This is a genomic window from Amycolatopsis sp. WAC 01376, assembly GCF_003947415.1.
In the GTDB taxonomy this organism is placed as follows: domain Bacteria; phylum Actinomycetota; class Actinomycetes; order Mycobacteriales; family Pseudonocardiaceae; genus Amycolatopsis.
Genome location: NZ_QHKL01000002.1, coordinates 510,384 through 526,382, shown reverse-complemented (window position 1 = coordinate 526,382; position 15,999 = coordinate 510,384). Strand labels below are relative to the sequence as shown.

Genomic DNA, 15,999 nt, shown 5'->3' with positions numbered 1-15,999 from the left:
GAGTGAGATGAACGGCGCCCAGTCCCTGATCCGCACGCTCGTCGACAGCGGTGTCGATGTGTGCTTCTCGAATCCGGGCACCTCGGAGATGCACTTCGTGGCCGCACTCGACACCGTGCCCGAGATGCGCGGCGTGCTCGGCCTGTTCGAAGGCGTCGTCACCGGTGCCGCGGACGGGTACGCACGGATCGCCGACAAGCCGGCGGCCACGCTGCTGCACCTCGGCCCCGGCCTCGGCAACGGGCTGGCGAACCTGCACAACGCGCGCCGCGCGCACACCCCGATCGTCAACGTGATCGGCGATCACGCGACCTATCACAAGCAGTACGACGCCCCGCTCGAATCGGATATCGAAGGCGTCGCCGGTTCGCTCGAAGGCTGGGTCCGCCGTTCCGAGCACACGAAGGACGTCGGCGCCGACACCGTCGCGGCGGTCGCCGCGGCCCAGGACGCCCCCGGGCAGATCGCGACGCTGATCCTCCCCGCCGACGCGTCCTGGGGTGAGGGCGGCGAGACCTGCGCGCCCATCCCGCCGCGGATCCCGCAGGCCGTCGACGCGACGACGGTGAAGAACATCGCCGAAGTGCTGGCCAGCGGTGAACCGGTGGCGCTGCTCGTCGGCGGCAGCGGCTGCCGTGAGGCCGGCTTGCTCGCGACCAGCCGGATCGCCGCCGCGACCGGGGTGAAGGCGTTCGTCGAGACCTTCCCCGCCCGGCTCGAGCGTGGCGAGGGCCTGCCGACGATCGAGCGGCTGGGTTACCTCGCCGAGCAGGTCGCGTACCAGCTCGACGGGATCAAGCACGTGATCGTCGCCGGGACGAAGGCGCCCGTGTCGTTCTTCGCCTACCCCGGCAAGGCGAGCAATCTGGTTCCCGAAGGCGCGCAGGTCCATGTGCTGGCCGAAGTCGGGCAGGACGTGCCGCGTGCCCTGAACGACGTCGCGGCCCTGGTCGCCGCCGAGACGGAGCCCGTGCTGCAGGAGGCCGCCCGGCCCGCGCTGCCGTCCGGGACGTTGACCCCGCAGAACTGGGTCGACGTGATCGGCGCGCTGCTGCCGGAGCGCGCGATCATCGCGGACGAGGCGAACACCTCCGGTCTGCTGCTGCCGGCCGCGACCGCGGGCGCGCCGCGGCACGACGTGCTGACCCTGACCGGCGGCGCGATCGGCTACGGCATGCCGGTGGCGACCGGGGCGGCCGTCGCCGCGCCGGACCGGCCGGTGATCAACCTGCAGTCCGACGGCAGCGCGCTGTACACGATTTCGGCGCTGTGGACGCAGGCGCGGGAGAACCTCAACGTCACCACGGTCCTGCTGAACAACCGTGCGTACGCGATCCTCCGGCTGGAGTTGCAGCGGGTCGGCGCGGACGCCAACGGGCCCAAGGCGAACGAGCTGCTCGACCTTTCCCGGCCCGACATGGACTTCGTCAAGATCGCCGAAGGCATGGGCGTCCCGGCGACCCGGGCGACGACCGCGGAAGAGCTGGCCGAGCAGTTCCAGCGCGCGCTCGCCGAGCCGGGACCGCATCTGATCGACGCGATCGTCCCGACGCTGTTCTAAGCGCGGCACGCTCCGTGCGGCGTGTCTCCGCGTCGCACGGAGGGAGCTAGCGGACCGAGGCGACCAGCGGTTCTGGCCGACGTTGCTTCGGGACGAAAGCGGTCAAGATGAGGCCCAGGAGCGCCGCCCCGGCGGCGACCACGAAGCTCAGCCGGAAACCCGCCGCGGACGGAACGGAAACCCCGCCGACGGTGATCGCCAGCGACGCGAGCATGGTCGCCATCACCGCACTGGACGTCGATGTGCCGACGGAGCGCATCAGCGAGTTCAACCCGTTCGCGGACGCGGTTTCGGTGACCGGGACCGAACCCATGATCAGCGCGGGCATGGCCGCGTACGCGATGCCGACGCCGCCACCGATGATGATCGACGCCGTGATCAGCTCGAAAGCGTTGTCCATCAACACGGTCGCGAAGATGTATCCGGCCGCGATGGTGGTGGCACCGACCATCAGCGTCGTACGCGGGCCGTAGCGCTCGATGAGCCGGGCCGAAACCGGCGACAGCATGAACATGACCAGCCCGTTCGGCGCCAGACAGAGCCCGGCCTGGACCATCGTCAAGCCGAGCCCATAGCCGGTGGAGGCGGGCGCCTGCAGCAGCTGCGGGAACGACAACGCCATCGAGTACAGCGCGAACCCGATCATGATCGACGCGAGGTTGGTGAACAGCACCGGCCGCCGCGCGGAGACCCGCAGGTCCACGAGCGGATCGCGGCGCCGCAACTGGTAGGCACCCCAGACCAGCAGGATCGCCACCGCCGTCCCGGCGAAGCCGAGCGTGCGGCCGCTGCCCCAGCCCCATTCGCCGCCCTTGACGATCGGCAGCAGCAGGCAGACCAGCCCGACCGTCAGTCCCAGGGCTCCGAGGTAGTCGAACGGCGCTGGTGTCTTCACCGGCGACTCCGGCACCACGAACAGGATCAGCAGGCCGCAGACGAGCCCGAGCCCGGCCGACGCCCAGAAGAGGACGTGCCAGTCGGCATTCTGCGCGACCAGCGCCGAGACCGGGAGACCGATGGCGCCGCCGACCCCGAGCGTCGAACTCATCACCGAGATCGCGGCGCCGACCCGTTCCGGCGCGAGTTCGTCGCGCATGATGCTGATCCCCAATGGGATCGCGCCCATCGCGCAGCCCTGCAGCCCGCGGCCGACGACCATCAGCGCGAGTGAGCTGGTCAGCGCGGACACCACCGAACCGGCGACCAAGAAACCCAGGCTGATCAGCAGCAATTTGCGCTTGCCGTAGAGGTCGCCGAGCCTGCCGCTCACCGGCATCACCACGGCTCCGGCGATCAGGGTCGCCGTCACCACCCACGACGCGTCGGACGGGGTCGTGTCGAGCAGCCGGGGAAACGCCGGAATGAGCGGGACGACGAGCGTCTGCATGAACGAGGCCACCAGACCGCAGGTGGCGAGCACGACGACGAAGATCCGGGGCGAAGGTGCCCGTCCGACCGGTTTCACCATGCGCATCCCATGATCCGACCTTACACAGCACCACCCTTCTCAGTGAACGGTTGACCGACGGGATCACAACCAGGTGCGGACCCCACCGTGTCCGGAACAGGTACCGCGACGATTCTGGCTGTAGCTATAGGAACCGTCCTTGCAGATGGCCGTCGCGCCGTCTGCCGCGCCCGGTCCGGTCGCCGGCCGGTGGACACAGACACCGTCGGTGTTGCGGTAGTGGTCGCTCCCGCATTCCGCCAGATTCGGCGCTTTTGCCGTCGGCGTCGTTTTCAGACGGGTTTTCGTCGGGGCCGGCTCGACCTGCTTCGGCACGTCGACCGCGGCCGTGGTCGGCGGCACGAGCTGCTGAGGTGTCGGAGTCGGCGTGGCCGTGCTCGTGGGCGGCGCCCAGCTACTGCTCGGCGTCGATGTTGTGGACGTTGCCGACGCCGGGCCGCTCTGCGGCGTGACCCGCCCGGTGGGCACGGTCTCCACACCGCAGCCCCCGGCGACCAGAAGCCCGATCGCCAGCGCCATGCCCAGCTTCGTCGCTCTCTTCGGCACAACGGCCTCCCCGGCACTTGGGTGTAGTGCCGCATAGTCGGGAGAGCGTTCGCCGTCGTTACAGAGAGAACGTCAGTCGACCATCGCGCCGCAACTGATGTTCAGTGCCGTCGCCGTCATGCTGCGCGCGTGATCCGACGCGGCGAAGGCGGCCACACGGGCGACGTCATCGAGCGATGCCGTCCGCCTGAGCATCGTGGCTTCTTCCATGTCGCGGATGGCGTCGTCGAGTCCGGCGCCCGCCGGTATCGTCTCCGGGATCCCGCCGGTGCGCAGGGTGACGACACGGATGCCGCTCGGTCCGAGTTCGCACGCCAGCCCTCGCCGCAACGCCTCCATCGCGCTGAACGCGACCTGCAGCCCGCCGAGGTGGTACCCCGGCAACGGATCACCGTCGCCGCCGAACATCAGGATCACCCCGGACCCCTGCCCGATCATGTGCCGGGCGGCCGCCCGCGCGGTCAGGAAGTTCGTCCGTACCGCCGTCCGGACCGGGCTTTCGAGGTCCTCCAACGACATCTCGACCAGCGGAGTGCCCTGAACGTCGTTGTGCGTGACCACGTTCATCGAGATGTCGACACTGCCCGCCGACGAAGCCACCGAAGCGGCGTGCTCGTCGATGGCCGTTTCGTCGAGTGCGTCGAACTCCGCGGTCTCGGCTTTTCCGCCCGCCGCGCGGATTTCGTCGGCCAGGACGTCGAGTTTCTTCAGTGTGCGGCCGGTGAGATGGACGGTCGCGCCCTCCCTGGCGAAGCCGCGGGCCACCGCGCTTCCGATTCCGCCGGCCGCCCCGTAGACGATCGCGTTCCTGCCTTCGAGCAACATCGGATCCTCCTATTTCCCGTCCAGTGTGATGAGTCCTTCGGGTGTTCCCTCCAGGTGGACGTCGACCCAAATCGGTAGCCACGAGTCGACCTCGTGGAACCTGCGCAGTTCCGCCAAACCGCTGAGCCAGCCCATCCACATGCCGTACGGCGGTTTCCCTTCGGAGAATCCACTTTGGACGAAGGTCAGCTTCGTGCCGCCGCCGGATTCTTCGAGTTCCCAGGAGGCGACGATGCCGTCCTCGTACGCGAGCGACATCTTGGAATCGGGCACCAGATCGACGATCTTCGCCGGATCCGGGTCGTTCTCCAGCGAACCCATCGCCCAGCGGCCGCCGACGTGGGTCTCCGCCTCGATGCGGGCACCGAACCAGCGCGTGAACACGGCGGGGTCGGCGATCGAGGAGTAGACCTCGCCTCGCGGCGCGTCGATCCGCACTTCTTCGTTCATCAGCGGGGAAGTGAGGTCGCAGCGGGCGGTGAGCGGCCGTCCTTCGACGTGGTCGACGAGGTTCGCGACGGACAACGCCCAGAACGTGTACATCATGCCGAGCGACGAGTCGGGGACGGCCAGCATCTCGGCATAGCCCGGCAAACCGGTCTGACTGAACGACAGGGAGGTCGCGTCCCCGTCTTCGGTCAGCGCGATCTCGACGACGGTCTCCGTCTCGCCGAGGGTCCAGGCGAACCGCAGGACCTTGCCGTCGGCCAGCAGGAGTCGCTGACGCGGACGATCTCCCTCCGGCGTGTAGCGACCCCAGAATTCGTACCGGGACGGCAGATCGACTTCCGCGTACTCGGAAAGCCAGGTGCGCAGCGCCCCGGGATCGACCAGCGCGTGCCAGACCTCGTCGATCGGCGCGCGCACCCGCACCTGGAATCTCGTCGGCTCAGTCACGGACATTTCCCTTCGGGTAACAGGCCACGGCGAGCTTGAAGGCGTCGCCTTCCGCTCCGCCGTAGCGGGTGAACAGATCCTGCAAAGTCGTCTTCAGTTCGTCGAGGAACTCCTGGCGCCGCTCCGGCTCCACCCGGATCTCGCCGGAGACGCCGATCGACGGCAGTTCCTGCGCCGTCCTGTCGAGCGCGGCGACGTCCGACTGGACCTCCTCCATGAGGTCCACCAGGTAGCCGAGACTCAGCTCGTCCCGCGCCGCCCGCGGGCCGATCCGGCCGACCAGCCCGGGCGACAGCCAGTACGAACGCGCGCTCGCCTGGTACACGCCTTCACTGACGGCGCGCACCTTCCGCTCCGACACCTGCTTCACCAGACCGGCTTCCACCAGTCGTTTCACGTGGTAGTAGACGCGCTGCGGGGTCTGGTCCAGCACCGCCGCCACCTCGGTGCAGGACCGCGGCTCCGCCAGCTGCCGCAGGACGTCCACCCGCTGCGGTTTCAGCAACGCCTCCGCCTGCTCGAGCCGCTCGAGGTACTCCACATCCTTCACGGCCGCACATCCTTGATCACAAAAATGAGTTTGAACGTAAAAATCATTTTTGTCAAACGCGCCGGATCGCGCTACTCTCGTCGTGTGGCGATCCTGCGGCGGTACTCGGCGGACATCGCGATCACCGTCGCGGTGCTCGCGGGTTCCGCCATGGCCTTCTTCGGCGACAACGCCGAGGCGCCGCGCAACGCCGCCCTCGGCTGGGTCTGCGCGGTGCTCGCCTGTGCCGCACTGTTCCTGCGCCGCCGGTATCCGCTCCCCGTCGCGATCTTCACCGCGGTCTGCTGCGCGATCTACTACCCGAACACCGATCCCGACGGGTTCGTGCTGCTCGCCTTCGCCTTCGCGCTGTACAACAACGCCTCCACCGGGCGGATCCGCAGCGCGGCGGTCGTCGCGGCGGCTTCGATGGGCGGCGTCGCGATCGGCGAGTCACGGGCCGGCGCCTCACGGCAAGTGGACGACTTCGCGTTCCTGCTGATGGCGGGCTGGTTCATCGCGCTGGTCGCGGTCGGAGCGGTGACGTATTACCGCCGCGAAGCCGAGCGCACCAAGGAAGCCGAGGCACAACGAAGGGCCGCCGACGAGCGGCTCCGGATCGCCCGCGAACTGCACGACGTCCTCGGCCACAATCTCGCACTCATCAACGTCCAAGCGGGTGCGGCACTGCACGGCAAGGATCCGGCGAAATCCGAGGAGGCGCTGGCCACGATCAAACAGACCAGCAAGGAGGCGTTGCGCGAACTCCGCGCCACCCTGGGCATGCTGCGGCAGGCGGACACACCGAGCCTGGCCAGGGTCGCCGAATTGGCGGAAGCCGCGGGCGCGCACGGGCTGACCGTCCGGACCGAGATCGACGGCACGGCGACGGAGCTGCCGCCCGACGTCGAACACGCCGCCTTCCGCGTCGTCCAGGAGGCGCTGACCAACGTCGCGCGCCACGCCGCCGCGAACACCGTCGTGGTGCGGATCGGCTACACGCCCCATGATGTGTCCGTGCAGATCGACGATGACGGCCGGGGAGGCGCGGCGAAACCCGGCAACGGGATCCGCGGGATGACCGAACGGGCCGAGGCACTCGGCGGTGAGCTCACCGCCGCCGCGCGCGAAGACGGCGGATTCCGGGTGCGTGCCCGGCTTCCCTTGCGGGTGAGGAAATGATCCGGGTTCTGCTCGTCGACGACCAGCGGCTGGTCCGCGCCGGGTTCAAATCCATTTTGGACGGTGAACCCGACATCACCGTGGTCGCCGAAGCGGCCGACGGGCGTGAGTCCCTCGAAGCGGCGCGCGAACACAAACCCGACGTCGTCCTGATGGACATCCGGATGCCGGTGATGGACGGACTCACCGCGACCCGGCATCTACTCGAAGATCCGGTGCTGACCGGGACCAGGGTCGTCATCCTCACCACCTTCGACCTCGACGAAGACGTCTACGGCGCGCTGCGCGCCGGTGCCAGCGGGTTCCTGGTCAAGGACACCGAACCGGAGGAACTGATCCGCGGTGTCCGCGTGGTCGCCGGGGGCGACGCGCTGCTCGCGCCGTCGATCACCCGCCGCCTGATCTCCGAATTCGCCGGCCGGGTCGCCAGGCCCGGCCCCTCGCCCACCCTGAACCGGCTCACCGAAAGGGAACGCGAAGTGATGAGCCTTGTCGCGGCCGGCCTGTCCAACGACGAGATCGCGAAGGAACTCGTGCTCAGCCCGGCGACGGCGAAGACGCACGTCAGCCGGATCATGACCAAAGTGGACGTCCGTGATCGCGCGCAACTCGTCGTGCTCGCCTACGAATCGGGCATGGTCACCCCTCGCTGGTTGACCCCGTGACCACAACCCCGGTAGTACGGGAGGAGCCTTAGGGGTACCCAGAAGTTGTGGCCCGAGTGCCCGCCGGAGCCCGACGCCATCCAGGCCGGGAAAGCCGATGCTTTCCGCCATGGACACCATCACTCTTTCCCGGAGACAGCCGCCTGGGGGCGCGCTCTCGAAGCTGGCGGGCTGGTCTCAGCGCAACCGCTGGCTGGCCGTTTCGCTCTGGCTGCTCACCCTCATCGGTGTCACGCTGGGCTCACAGCTGGCGGGCAGCGCCTACCACGACGACCATTCCTTGCCGGGCACCGAATCCCAGCAGATCATGGACCTGTTCAAAGCACAGGCTCCCGCGCAGACCGGTGCGACGGCGGAAATCGTCTTCAAGAGCGAGACCGGACTCGCGACCGCACGCGGACCGATCGACGGGATGCTCGCCGAGGTCCGTGGCCAGCCGCATGTGAAGTCGGTGACGAGTCCCTTCGACACCCCGTCGGCCATCTCCCGTGAGGGCACGATCGGTTACGCGGCGATCGCTTTCGACCTCGAGTCGAATGATCTGCCGTACAACGACATCGTGCGCGTAGTCGACACCGCGAAGAAGGCGGAGGCGGCCGGGCTCCAGGTCGAACTCGGTGGCGAGCCGATCAAACGGACCAGTGAAAGCGGCGGTCCGTCGGAGGGCGTCGGGTTGCTGGCCGCGCTGGTGGTCCTCGTCTTCCTGTTCCGGTCGATCCTCGCCGCCGGGCTCCCGGTGATCGCGGCGATCTTCGCCGTCGGCAGCACACTCGGCGTGATCGTGCTCGTCAGCAGGTTCGTCGACATCGCGAGCTACACGGCGCCGCTGATGATGCTGGTCGGGTTCGGGGTGGGCGTTGACTACGCGCTGCTCATCTTTTCCCGGTACCGCAGCGAAATCCTGGGCGGTCTCGACCGGGAACAGGCGGCGCGACGGGCGCTCGACACCGCGGGCCGATCGGTGCTGTTCGCCGGTGGCACGGTGATCATCGCGCTGCTCGGCCTGCTCGCGCTGGGCCTCGGTTCGCTGCGCGGGGTCGCCCTCGCGGTGGCGCTGACCGTGCTCGTGACGATGCTCGCGTCGATCACCCTGCTGCCCGCGCTGCTCTCCCTTTTCGGCCGCCGTCTGGAAAAGGGCATCCGCAAGCACGCCGGGAAACGGGAACACGGCAAAGCCTGGGGCCGGCTCGGGGACGCGGTACAACGACGGCCGATGGTGCCGCTCGCGATCGGCCTGCTCGTTCTCGTCGGGCTTTCCTTGCCCGCGCTCGGCATGCGCCTCGGGTTCGCCGACGCCGGGACGGATCCGGAGACCTCGACCACCAGGCAGGCCTACGACCTGATGTCGGAGGGTTTCGGCCCGGGGTTCAGTGAGCCGCTGGTCGTGGTCACCGAAAACGGTGATGGCGTCGCGCTGCAACGGAAACTCGAAGCCACGCCCGGAATCGCCGAGGTGACGCCGCCGATGGGCCAGGGCGTCACGACGGTCCTCGCCTTCCCGACCTCTTCGCCCCAGGACGAGGCGACCGCCGATCTGGTGGAACGGTTGCGGACGGAGGTGTTGCCGGGGCTGCCGGGCAAGTACCTGGTCGGCGGGAGTGTCGCGGCGGCGGTGGACTTCGCGGACGCCGTCGGCGACCGGTTACCCCTGTTCGTGCTGGTGGTCGTCGGTTTGTCGGCGCTGCTGCTGATGGTCGTGTTCCGCTCGATCCTCATCCCGCTCAAGGCGGCCCTGCTGAACCTGCTGAGCATCGGCGCCGCGCTCGGCGTGATGACGGCGGTGTTCGGCGATGGCCTGTTCGGGGCGCAGCCGGGACCGATCGAGGCGTTCGTGCCGGTGCTGATCTTCGCCATCGTGTTCGGGCTTTCCATGGACTACGAGGTGTTCCTGGTGTCCCGGATGCACGAGGAATGGCGACGCACCGGCGACGCTCGTCATGCCGTCCGTCAGGGGCTCGCCTCCACCGGCGGGGTGATCACGGCCGCGGCGGTGATCATGATCCTGGTGTTCGGGGCGTTCCTGCTCAACCCCGCCCGGATGCTGGCGCAGTTCGGTCTCGGGCTGGCGGTGGCGGTGCTGGTGGACGCGTTCGTGATCCGCTGTCTCGTGGTGCCCGCGGTGATGCGGCTGCTCGGGAAACGCGCCTGGTGGCTGCCGCGATGGCTGGACCGGCGGTTACCGCACGTGGCGCTGGAACCGTCGTCCCGCTAGCCCCCGGACGACATGAAAGGCCCCTTCATTGCAAAATTTGCAATGAAGGGGCCTTTCATGTCACGCGCTTATTCGTAGATCTCGCCCTTCGCGGCCTTCGCGACCAGCGACTCCGGCGGGGTGAAGTGGTCGCCGTAGCGCTCCGCCAGCTCACGGGCGCGGTCGACGAAGCCCTGCAGGCCACCCTCGTACTGGTTGATGTACTGGATGACACCACCGGTCCACGCCGGGAAGCCGATGCCGAAGATCGAGCCGATGTTGGCGTCGGCGACGGTGGTGAGCACGCCCTCGTCGAAGCACTTCACGGTCTCGAGCGCCTCGGCGAACAGCATGCGCTCCTTGAGGTCCTCGAACGGAACCTCGGCGCTGCCCGACTTGAAGGCGTCGCGCAGGCCCGGCCAGAGACCGGTCCGCTTGCCGGCTTCGTCGTAGTCGTAGAAGCCCGAACCGGTGGAACGGCCCTTGCGGTCGAATTCCTCCACCATCCGGTCGATGACACCTTCGGACGCGTGCGCGTTCCAGGTGCCGCCGGCGGCCTCGATCGCTTCGCGGGTCTCCTTGCGGATCTTGCGCGGCAGCGTCAGGGTCAGCTCGTCCATCAGCTGCAGCGGCGGGGCCGGGTAACCGGCCTGGGCACCGGCCTGCTCGATCGACGCGGGCTCGACACCCTCGCCCAGCGCGGCGACGGCCTCGTTGAGGAACGTGCCGATGACGCGCGAGGTGAAGAAGCCGCGGCTGTCGTTGACGACGATCGGGGTCTTCTTGATCTGCAGCGTGTAGTCGAAGACCTTCGCCAGCGTGGCGGGCGAGGTCTTCTCACCGCAGATGATCTCGACCAGCGGCATCTTGTCCACCGGCGAGAAGAAGTGGATCCCGATGAAGTCCTCGCTCCGCTGCACGCCCTCGGCGAGCGCGGTGATCGGCAGGGTCGAGGTGTTGGAGCCGAGTACGGCGTCCGGGTTGACGAAGCCCTCGATCTCCTGGAACACCTTGTGCTTCAGCTCGACGCTCTCGAAGACGGCCTCGATCACGAAGTCGACGCCGGCGAAGTCCTCCGCCTTGTCGGTCGGCTTGATCTTGGCGAGCAGCGCGTCGGACTTCTCCTGCGTGGTCTTGCCGCGGGAGAGAGCCTTCTCCTCCAGCTTGACCGCGTAGCCCTTGCCCTTTTCGGCGCCTTCGAGCGTGACGTCCTTGAGCACGACGTCGATGCCGGCCTTCGCCGAGACGTACGCGATCGCGGCGCCCATCATGCCCGCGCCGACGACGCCGACCTTCTTGGCGGTGTACTTCTCGAAGCCGTCCGGACGCGAGCCGCCGGAGTTGATGCTCTGCAGGTCGAAGAAGAACGCCTTCGTCATGTTCTTCGAGACCTGGCCGGTGGCGAGGCTGATGAAGTAGCGGGTCTCGACGGTGATCGCGGTGTCGAAGTCGACCTGCGAACCCTCGATGGCCGCGGCCAGGATCGCCCGCGGGGCGGGCATGTTCGCGCCCTTGATCTGCTTGCGCAGGTTCGCCGGGAACGCGGGCAGGTTCGCCGCGAAGCTCGGGTTCGACGGGGTGCCGCCCGGGATCTTGTAGCCCTTGACGTCCCACGGCTGCACGCCGCCTTCGGGGTTCGCCTTGATCCACGCCTTCGCGGCCGGGACCAGTTCGTCGACCGTGCCGACGAGCTCGTGCACGAGGCCGAGTTCCTTCGCCTTGGCCGGGCGGTGCCGCTGGCCCTGCAGCAGCACGTTCAGCAGCGCGCTCTGGATGCCGAGCAGGCGCACGGTGCGGACCACGCCACCGCCGCCGGGGAGCAGGCCGAGGGTGACCTCGGGGAGACCGATCTGGCTTCCCTTGACGTCGGCCGCGATGCGGTAGTGCGTCGCGAGGGCGAGTTCGAGACCGCCGCCGAGCGCGGCGCCGTTGATGGCGGCCACGACCGGCTTGCCCAGCTGCTCGAGCCGTCGCATCTGGCCCTTCATCAGGCCGCTGCTCTCGGTGATCTCGGCCGCGTTCTCCGGCTTGGCCTGGATCAGGTCGTTGAGGTCGCCGCCGGCGAAGAAGGTCTTCTTGGCCGAGGTGAGGACGACACCGGTGATGCTGTCCTTCTCCGCCTCCAGGCGGTCCACGACGACGCCGAGCGACTCGCGGAAGTCGGCGTTCATCGTGTTGGCGGACTGCTTCGGGTCGTCAAGGGTGAGCACGACGATGCCGTCGGCGTCCTGCTCCCAGCGGATGGTCTTCGCTTCAGTCATTGTCTCTTCCTCAGACCCGCTCGATGATGGTCGCGACGCCCATGCCGCCGCCGATGCACAGGGTGACCAGGGCGCGGCGCGCCTGACGACGCTCCAGCTCGTCGACGACGGTGCCGACCAGCATCGCGCCGGTGGCGCCCAGCGGGTGCCCCATCGCGATGGCGCCGCCGTTGACGTTGACCTTCTCCTCGTCGAGGTGCAGGTCCTTGATCCACTTGAGGACGACCGAGGCGAAGGCCTCGTTCAGCTCCCACAGGTCGATGTCGTCCGGGGTGAGGCCGGCGATCTTGAGGACCTTCTCGGTGGCCGGGGTCGGGCCGGTGAGCATGATCGTGGGCTCGGAGCCGACGGTCGCGGTGGCCACGATGCGGGCACGCGGGGTCAGGCCGAAGTCCTTGCCGATCTGCTCGTTGCCGACCAGCACCACCGCGGCGCCGTCGACGATGCCGGAAGAGTTACCACCGGTGTGGACGTGGTTGATCTTCTCGACCGAGTGGTACTTCTGGAGCGCGACGGCGTCGAAGCCGCCCAGCTCACCGATGCCGGCGAAGGCGGGCTTGAGCTTGCCGAGGCCCTCGACGGTGCTGCCGGGACGACGGTGCTCGTCGTGGTCGAGGATCGTGACGCCGTTGATGTCCTTCACCGGGACGACGGACTTCGCGAAGTAGCCGCCGGACCAGGCCGCTTCGGCCCTTTCCTGCGAGCGGACGGCCCACGCGTCGACGTCCTCGCGGGAGAAGCCCTCGATGGTCGCGATCAGGTCGGCGCCGGTGCCCTGCGGGACGATGTAGTTGTCGTACGCGGTGGCCGGGTCCATGAACAGCGCGCCGCCGTCGGAGCCCATCGGCACGCGCGACATCGACTCGACACCGCCGGCGATGATCAGCTGGTCCCAGCCGGAGCGCACCTTCTGCGCGGCGGTGTTGGTGGCTTCGAGGCCGGAGGCGCAGAAGCGGTTCAGCTGTACGCCGGCGACCGTCTCGGGAAGGCCCGCGTTCAAGGCGGCGGTGCGCGCGATCACGGCGCCCTGCTCGCCGACCGGGGACACGACGCCGAGGACGATGTCGTCGATCACCGCGGGGTCGAGGTTCGGGTGCCGGACCTTCAGTTCTTCGATGAGGCCGACCACGAGATCGACCGGCTTGGTGCCGTGGAGGGCACCCCCCTTGTTTTTGCCGCGAGGCGTACGGATCGCCTCGTAGATGTAGGCCTCGCTACTCACAGAAAAACTCCTCCGCGTACGGCGCTGTAACAGGATGAAACGTACCGGCCAGTAGCCATGCTAATGCCGATTAACATAAACCGCGATAACCCCATGGTGTCAATGGGTTGCGATGCACGCAACCGACGCTATGGTGAGTTCACCTATGGATCACCCGACCGAGCGTTCAGCCCGACCGCGCGACCGCAAGGCCCAGCTGGCAGGCCTCGCCGCGGAACTGTTTCGCGCCCGCGGGTTCCACGGTGTCGGCATCAACGACATCGCCGCCGCGGCCGGCATCACCGGGCCCGCGCTGTACCGGCATTTCGCGGACAAGCAGGCGGTGCTGTCCTACGTCGTGCTGTCCGGTATCGACGACATGGAGACGGCCACCCTCGAGACGCTCGCCGACCTCGACACACCGGTCCCCGCCCAGGTCAACGCCCTGTTGGGGACTCTCGCCGCGCAAGCCGTGGAGCGGCGCGAGGTCGCCGCGCTGTGGCGCTGGGAGGGCAGGCATCTGCCCCGCGAAGGGCGCCAGGAGATCCGCCGCCGGTCGGGCGCGGTGCTCGCGGCGTGGTCCAAGGCGCTGCTCGCGCTGCGGCCGGAACTGACCGCCGACGACGCCGAGCTGCTGTGCTGGGCGGGGCTGAGCGTCTTCGGCAGCGTCTCCGTACATCACACGTCCGTGGCGAAGAAACGCTTCGCGCAGATCCTGGTGCAGCTGGCGGAGTCGGTGCTGCATGTCACACTGCCCGAGCCCGAGAACCGGCCGGAAGAGACGCCGTCGATGACGCTCGGCGAGCGGTCCCGCCGCGAGCAGATCCTCGCGGCCGCGACCGAGCTGTTCGGGCAACGCGGCTTCCGCGCGGTGAGCATGGAGGAGATCGGCGCGGCGGCCGGGATCGCCGGACCCAGCGTGTACCGGCATTTCCCCAGCAAGGCCGCGTTGATGGTGGCGATCGGGCATCGCGCGGCCGACAGGCTGGCGCTCGCCGCGGAACGCGCGTTGCGGACCGACGACGAACGCGACGCGCTGCGGAGGCTCGCGGCGTCCTATGTGCACACCTTGCTGCACACCCCCGAGCTGCTGGTGTCGTTCTCCGGCAGCCCCATGGAGCTGCCGGAACGCGACAAGGCGGACCTCATCCGCGTCCAACGGGACTACGTCGCGCGCTGGATCGCGCTGGTGTCGGAAGTCCGCCCGGAACTGAGCCTGCGCGAAGTGAAGATCACCGTGCACGCGGCGCTGACCATCGCGAACGACCTCGCGCGCACCCGCCGCGTCAACGGCCGCCCGAACATCGAAGCCGAGCTGACGACGCTGATGCACGCCGTTCTCGGCGTCTGAAAGCCAGCTCTGGGCAAACTCGCGTGTGCCGCAAAGGGGTGACGGGCACGATGTGCGCGTGCCCACGAAACGCGGCCTGCATCTGGTGACCCGGGAAGAAGACCACAAGGTCACCACGCTGGAACTCTTCTTCGATCTGGTCTTCGTCTACGCCATCACCCAGACCACGCAGCTGATGGCCGATCACCTCACCCCGCTCGGCATCGGGCAAGGGGTGGCGATGATCGCCGTGCTGTGGTGGTGCTGGTGCGCCTATGCCTGGCTGGCCAACACCCTGCACGTCGACCGGGGCATCGCCCAGCTGGCGATGTTCGCCGCGATGGGGACGATGTTCCTGGTCTCGCTGACCATTCCGGAGGCGTTCACCGACCTGCCCGGCGGGCTGTACGCGCCGCTGATGTTCGTCGGCTGCTATTTCGTCGTGCGGCTGCTGCACCTGATCGCCTACCTCGGCGCCGGGCGGAACGACGCGGAGCTGCGCAAGACCGTCCTGAAGATGTTCGCCGGCTTGCTGCCGAGCGTCGCTCTGCTGACCGTCGCCGCTTTCTTCTCCGGCTGGGTACAGCTCGGGATCTGGGCGGTCGCGATGCTGGCCGACTACGTCAACGTCTTCCGGACCCGCTCGTCGGACTGGCGGCTGCATCAGCCCGGCCATTTCGCCGAGCGGTTCGGGCTGATCGTGATCATCGCGCTCGGCGAGTCGATCGTGGCGATCGGCATCGGGATCAGCTCGTATCCGATGTCCTGGCCGATCACGCTGGCCGCGGTCTTCGGGCTCTCGCTGGCTTCGGCGATGTGGTGGATGTACTTCGCCGTCGTCGCGCACGTCTCCGAACGCAACCTGAAGCGCGCGGAGGGCGTGGAGCGGGTGCGGATCGGGACGGATACCTACACGTTCCTGCACCTCCCGCTCATCGCCGGGATCGTGCTCGTGGCGCTCGGCCTGAAGAAATCGCTGCTGTACGTGGCCGACACCGAACACCACAGCCTCTCCGACGGCCTGCACGGAACGCCGATCTGGGCGCTCACCGGCGGGCTCGCGCTCTACCTGATCGCGTTGAGCGGGCTGCGGCGCCGGAACCTGGGCGCCTGGAATGTGCGGCGGCTGGTTCTGGCGGTGGTCCTGCTGGCGGCGACGCCGTTGCTGGAACTGGTGCCGGCGGTGGCGCTGGTCGGCATCGTGGCGCTGGCGGCGGTGGGGCTCGTGTCCTTCGAGCGACGCAAAGTCGTGAGTGTTTTGGGCAATGAGAACGACCCGAATCACTCACCAGCGTGACGTTCGCCTCCCCCGTGGTAGCGCATCCGCCCGAGGGGAGTTAACC

The 15,999-nt window shown here is 68.4% G+C and carries 13 protein-coding genes; 6 read left to right on the top strand and 7 right to left on the bottom strand.

All coding sequences use genetic code 11. The annotated features are described in order from the left end of the window. The first annotated feature begins 7 nt into the window (after positions 1-7). A complete protein-coding gene (locus DMH03_RS11725; protein WP_199748839.1) occupies positions 8-1,561 on the top strand; it encodes an acetolactate synthase large subunit in 1,554 nt (517 codons plus the stop codon). A 46-nt stretch (positions 1,562-1,607) separates the two neighbouring features. Here DMH03_RS11725 and DMH03_RS11720 read toward each other — a convergent pair whose 3' ends face one another. From DMH03_RS11720 to DMH03_RS11700, 5 genes are all read right to left on the bottom strand, one after another. Further along, positions 1,608-3,035, bottom strand: coding sequence for an MFS transporter (locus DMH03_RS11720; protein WP_125792026.1), 1,428 nt, complete (start codon positions 3,033-3,035; stop codon positions 1,608-1,610). A gap of 57 nt (positions 3,036-3,092) precedes the next feature. Next, entirely contained in the window at positions 3,093-3,548 is a 456-nt protein-coding gene (locus tag DMH03_RS11715; protein ID WP_125792894.1) for a DUF3761 domain-containing protein, read from the bottom strand. A 99-nt stretch (positions 3,549-3,647) separates the two neighbouring features. After that, positions 3,648-4,400: an SDR family NAD(P)-dependent oxidoreductase gene (locus DMH03_RS11710; protein WP_125792025.1), complete on the bottom strand. Its 753-nt coding sequence runs from the start codon at positions 4,398-4,400 to the stop codon at positions 3,648-3,650. A 9-nt stretch (positions 4,401-4,409) separates the two neighbouring features. Further along, positions 4,410-5,303, bottom strand: coding sequence for an SRPBCC domain-containing protein (locus DMH03_RS11705; protein WP_125792024.1), 894 nt, complete (start codon positions 5,301-5,303; stop codon positions 4,410-4,412). Then, on the bottom strand, positions 5,290-5,847 hold the full coding sequence (locus tag DMH03_RS11700; protein ID WP_125792023.1) for a helix-turn-helix domain-containing protein: 558 nt from the start codon (positions 5,845-5,847) through the stop codon (positions 5,290-5,292). Before DMH03_RS11700 ends, DMH03_RS11705 begins: the two co-directional genes overlap by 14 nt. Positions 5,848-5,931: 84 nt before the next feature. Here DMH03_RS11700 and DMH03_RS11695 point away from each other — a divergent pair, with 84 nt between their 5' ends. From DMH03_RS11695 to DMH03_RS11685, 3 genes are all read left to right on the top strand, one after another. After that, a complete protein-coding gene (locus tag DMH03_RS11695) occupies positions 5,932-7,008 on the top strand; it encodes a sensor histidine kinase (protein WP_125792022.1) in 1,077 nt (358 codons plus the stop codon). Then, positions 7,005-7,673 (top strand): response regulator transcription factor, encoded by a 669-nt coding sequence (locus DMH03_RS11690; protein WP_125792021.1) that lies wholly within the window; start codon positions 7,005-7,007, stop codon positions 7,671-7,673. The genes DMH03_RS11695 and DMH03_RS11690 overlap by 4 nt, the downstream gene beginning before the upstream one ends. A gap of 109 nt (positions 7,674-7,782) precedes the next feature. Further along, positions 7,783-9,885 (top strand): MMPL family transporter, encoded by a 2,103-nt coding sequence (locus tag DMH03_RS11685; RefSeq protein WP_125792020.1) that lies wholly within the window; start codon positions 7,783-7,785, stop codon positions 9,883-9,885. Positions 9,886-9,953: 68 nt separating this feature from the next. On the opposite strand, the gene DMH03_RS11680 is transcribed toward DMH03_RS11685, so the two are convergent. Together DMH03_RS11680 and DMH03_RS11675 are read right to left on the bottom strand one after the other, a co-directional pair. Then, positions 9,954-12,125 carry a 3-hydroxyacyl-CoA dehydrogenase NAD-binding domain-containing protein gene (locus DMH03_RS11680; protein ID WP_125792019.1) on the bottom strand — a complete coding sequence of 724 codons (2,172 nt, stop codon included), beginning with the start codon at positions 12,123-12,125 and terminating at the stop codon, positions 9,954-9,956. 10 nt (positions 12,126-12,135) lie between these two features. Continuing rightward, positions 12,136-13,347 carry an acetyl-CoA C-acetyltransferase gene (locus DMH03_RS11675; protein WP_125673897.1) on the bottom strand — a complete coding sequence of 404 codons (1,212 nt, stop codon included), beginning with the start codon at positions 13,345-13,347 and terminating at the stop codon, positions 12,136-12,138. Between the two features lie 145 nt (positions 13,348-13,492). Here DMH03_RS11675 and DMH03_RS11670 point away from each other — a divergent pair, with 145 nt between their 5' ends. Next, positions 13,493-14,677 (top strand): TetR/AcrR family transcriptional regulator, encoded by a 1,185-nt coding sequence (locus DMH03_RS11670; RefSeq protein ID WP_125792018.1) that lies wholly within the window; start codon positions 13,493-13,495, stop codon positions 14,675-14,677. A gap of 52 nt (positions 14,678-14,729) precedes the next feature. Then, complete coding sequence (locus tag DMH03_RS11665) at positions 14,730-15,953, top strand: low temperature requirement protein A (RefSeq protein ID WP_125792017.1); 1,224 nt, start codon at positions 14,730-14,732, stop codon at positions 15,951-15,953. Positions 15,954-15,999 lie beyond the last annotated feature (46 nt).

Bases quoted from the DNA above. Each gene is read 5' to 3' on its own strand.
- DMH03_RS11725 (WP_199748839.1), top strand. From the start codon at position 8: ATGAACGGCGCCCAGTCCCTGATCCGCACGCTCGTCGACAGCGGTGTC.
- DMH03_RS11720 (WP_125792026.1), bottom strand. From the start codon at position 3,035: ATGCGCATGGTGAAACCGGTCGGACGGGCACCTTCGCCCCGGATCTTC.
- DMH03_RS11715 (WP_125792894.1), bottom strand. From the start codon at position 3,548: ATGGCGCTGGCGATCGGGCTTCTGGTCGCCGGGGGCTGCGGTGTGGAG.
- DMH03_RS11710 (WP_125792025.1), bottom strand. From the start codon at position 4,400: ATGTTGCTCGAAGGCAGGAACGCGATCGTCTACGGGGCGGCCGGCGGA.
- DMH03_RS11705 (WP_125792024.1), bottom strand. From the start codon at position 5,303: ATGTCCGTGACTGAGCCGACGAGATTCCAGGTGCGGGTGCGCGCGCCG.
- DMH03_RS11690 (WP_125792021.1), top strand. From the start codon at position 7,005: ATGATCCGGGTTCTGCTCGTCGACGACCAGCGGCTGGTCCGCGCCGGG.
- DMH03_RS11685 (WP_125792020.1), top strand. From the start codon at position 7,783: ATGGACACCATCACTCTTTCCCGGAGACAGCCGCCTGGGGGCGCGCTC.
- DMH03_RS11680 (WP_125792019.1), bottom strand. From the start codon at position 12,125: ATGACTGAAGCGAAGACCATCCGCTGGGAGCAGGACGCCGACGGCATC.
- DMH03_RS11670 (WP_125792018.1), top strand. From the start codon at position 13,493: ATGGATCACCCGACCGAGCGTTCAGCCCGACCGCGCGACCGCAAGGCC.